The following is a 3259-nucleotide window of genomic DNA, read 5'->3' on the forward strand; positions in this document are numbered from 1 at the left end:
TCTAATGAACAACGATAAACGCCCTCTATATATCCCTTATGCTGGTCCTGCTCTACTAAGTACCCCTCTTCTAAACAAAGGCAGCGCATTCTCTGCTGAAGAGCGCAGTTCTTTCAACCTTGAAGGCTTGTTACCGGAAACAACCGAAACAATCCAAGAGCAAGTAGGACGTGCATACAAGCAATATTGTAACTTCGAAAGTGATATGGATAAGCATATCTACCTTCGTAACATCCAAGACACTAATGAAACGCTTTTTTATCGTTTAGTTCAAAACCACATCTCTGAAATGATGCCTATCATTTACACGCCAACGGTTGGCGCAGCATGTGAGAACTTCTCAAATATTTACCGTCGTGGCCGTGGTCTGTTTATCTCATACCCGAACCGCGATCGTATCGATGATCTACTGAATAATGCGACAAACCACAACGTTAAAGTTATCGTGGTTACGGATGGTGAGCGTATTCTTGGTTTGGGAGACCAAGGCATCGGTGGTATGGGTATTCCAATTGGTAAGCTAGCACTGTACACAGCTTGTGGTGGTATTAGCCCAGCTTACATGCTACCAATCGTGCTCGATGTGGGTACCAACAACCCTCAACGTCTTGCTGACCCTATGTACATGGGCTGGCGCCATCCTCGTATTACGGGTGCTGACTACGATGCATTCGTTGAAGAGTTCATCCAAGCGGTTCAACGCCGTTGGCCTGATGCATTAGTTCAGTTCGAAGATTTCGCACAAAAGAACGCAATGCCACTGCTTGAGCGCTACAAAGATCGCATCTGTTGTTTCAACGATGACATCCAAGGTACAGCTGCCGTAACGGTTGGTTCTCTACTTGCAGCATGTAAAGCAGCGAACAGCAAACTGTCAGATCAACGTATCACCTTCTTAGGTGCGGGTTCAGCAGGTTGTGGTATTGCTGAAGCTATCATTGCTCAAATGGTGTCTGAAGGTATCAGCGATGCACAAGCTCGCTCTCAAGTTTACATGGTTGACCGTTGGGGTCTGCTACAGGAAGGCATGCAAAACCTGCTTGATTTCCAACAGCGTCTAGTTCAAACCAACGCGAACACCAAAGATTGGGAAAGCGACGGCACTGGTTTCTCTCTACTAGACGTTGTTCGCCACGCGAAACCAACAGTATTAGTTGGTGTATCTGGTGCGCCGGGTCTGTTCAGCAAAGAAGTCATCAAAGAGATGAACCTTCACTGCGAACGCCCTATCGTGTTCCCACTGTCAAACCCAACAAGCCGTGTTGAAGCAACACCAAATGACATTATTCGTTGGACTGACGGCCAAGCGCTTGTTGCGACAGGTAGCCCGTTTGAGCCAGTGGTTCACAACGGCACCACTTACCCAATCGCTCAGTGTAATAACAGCTACATCTTCCCAGGTATTGGCCTTGGTGTATTGGCTGTGAATGCTTCACGCATCACTGACGAAATGCTAATGGAATCAAGCCGAGCACTTGCAACGTGCTCCCCACTTGCTATCAATGGCTCAGGTGCTCTACTTCCACCATTGGAAGAGATCCACACCGTATCTAAAAAGATTGCTTTTGCCGTTGGTAAAAAAGCGATTGAGCAAGGTGTTGCTCTAGAGATCACTGAAGAAGCACTACAACAAGCGATTGACCAGCACTTCTGGCAGCCGGTTTACCGTCGCTACAAGCGTACTGCATTCTAATAAACGTGCTGCGCTTGGAATAAAGAGCGTTAACTACTCTTACAAGAGCCTCTGCAACTGCGGGGGCTTTTTTCTTTACACTGTCTTGTCTTTTTAACTGATTTTTCTCATTTTTATTTGGTATTATCGAGCACTCAAAAATTATTGCTCAGTCAAAGGACCATACCGAGAGTGAAATTTGATTCTCACATTTTCCGTAGCCACTTATTAAAAGCTTACAAAAAACTGCAAGGTTTTCTGTTTGGCGCTTTCCTCGTGTTCTTAATAGGCAGCGCTGCGGTTATTGCGATCGATTATTGGGTTTCATGGCAAGCAGAAGATCGCATCATCTACGATATAGATGAAGTGCCCGAGCTTGAGGTCGCCGTAGTGCTTGGCACAAGCAAATATTTAGGTAGAACACTCAACGACTATTATAAGCACCGAATCGAAGCGGCAATTGAGCTGTTCGATCGTGAAAAGGTAGACCAATTTCTACTGAGTGGCGATAACGCTCATCGCTCTTACAATGAGCCGTGGACGATGAAACGCGACTTGTTAAAAGCGGGCGTCCCCGATGAACGCATCAATCTAGATTATGCGGGGTTCAGAACCCTAGATTCGATTGTTCGCGCCAAAAAGATATTCGATACCGATAACTTCCTAATCATCACTCAGAAGTTCCACTGTGAAAGAGCGCTATTTATCGCTAACTTTTACGATATTAATGCGCAGTGTTTGGCGGTTTCAGGACCAACCCATCATTCAGGAACCTCAATACGTTTACGTGAAGTGTTTGCACGTACCAAAGCGTTTCTTGATCTGTATATTATTGGTACTACGCCAAAATTCCTTGGCCCTAAAGAGCCGATCCAACCCAGTCCAAAACCAGAATCATTGCCGATTCCTAGCCCTATTACGGACCCCAATGTAAATCCTATAGCAGACCCCAATACAAACCCTACTGAAAATCCGATTGCAACTCCTTCAGTAAGCCCTATTTTAGAACCAGCAGAGACCGATGTGTAGAAAACTACACATTTTGAATTTGTTGCCTCACACTTCCCCATTGTTAAGCAAAAACACACCAACACTCCTTTATTAACTTGAGTAACATTCTCCCAACAAAGTCTGACCCTACATCAAGTCTATATACCTCGAAAATAATAAGCACCGCTCAACGAAGTCGTGCACCAATAAAACGAGGATAAACAAAAGGAGCGTCTTATGACGGCACTTGTTACTACACTGAAACACTGGTTGTTTACCCGCAACAGCATGATATTAATTGGTAATTTCACGCTATTTGCAGTTTTGCTCAATTCCCTGCCATTCGAAGCGCAAGTGAATACGGGTTTAAGTATTCTCGTGTTCGTTGCCATTCTATGGTTAACAGAAGCTATCCACGTCAGCATCACCGCTTTGCTCGTTCCCCTATTGGCTGTCTTGTTTGGTGTATTCAACACGCCCGCAGCACTGGCTAACTTTTCGAATCCCATCATATTCTTATTCATGGGCGGATTCGCGTTGGCAGCCGCACTGAACAAGCAAGAGCTGGATAAAGCGATAGCTGACAAAGTATTGCTC

At 45.3% G+C, this 3259-nt stretch carries 3 protein-coding genes; all 3 read left to right on the forward strand.

From position 1 onward, the window contains the following. The first annotated feature begins 4 nt into the window (after positions 1–4). The gene (locus AB4653_RS27250; protein WP_009846476.1) at positions 5–1693 is read left to right on the forward strand and encodes an NAD-dependent malic enzyme; all 1689 of its coding nucleotides are present in this window, start codon (positions 5–7) and stop codon (positions 1691–1693) included. A 171-nt stretch (positions 1694–1864) separates the two neighbouring features. Then, complete coding sequence (locus AB4653_RS27255) at positions 1865–2701, forward strand: ElyC/SanA/YdcF family protein (RefSeq protein ID WP_102257342.1); 837 nt, start codon at positions 1865–1867, stop codon at positions 2699–2701. A gap of 198 nt (positions 2702–2899) precedes the next feature. Then, positions 2900–3259, forward strand: a 360-nt coding sequence (locus AB4653_RS27260; protein ID WP_372105801.1) for an SLC13 family permease, incomplete at its 3' end; no start/stop codon positions are given.

This window comes from Vibrio sp. 10N.222.48.A3 (genome assembly GCF_041475345.1).
GTDB lineage: Bacteria > Pseudomonadota > Gammaproteobacteria > Enterobacterales > Vibrionaceae > Vibrio > Vibrio tasmaniensis_A.

Coding starts and splice junctions, on each gene's coding strand:
- AB4653_RS27250 (WP_009846476.1), top strand. CDS start 5: ATGAACAACGATAAACGCCCTCTATATATCCCTTATGCTGGTCCTGCT.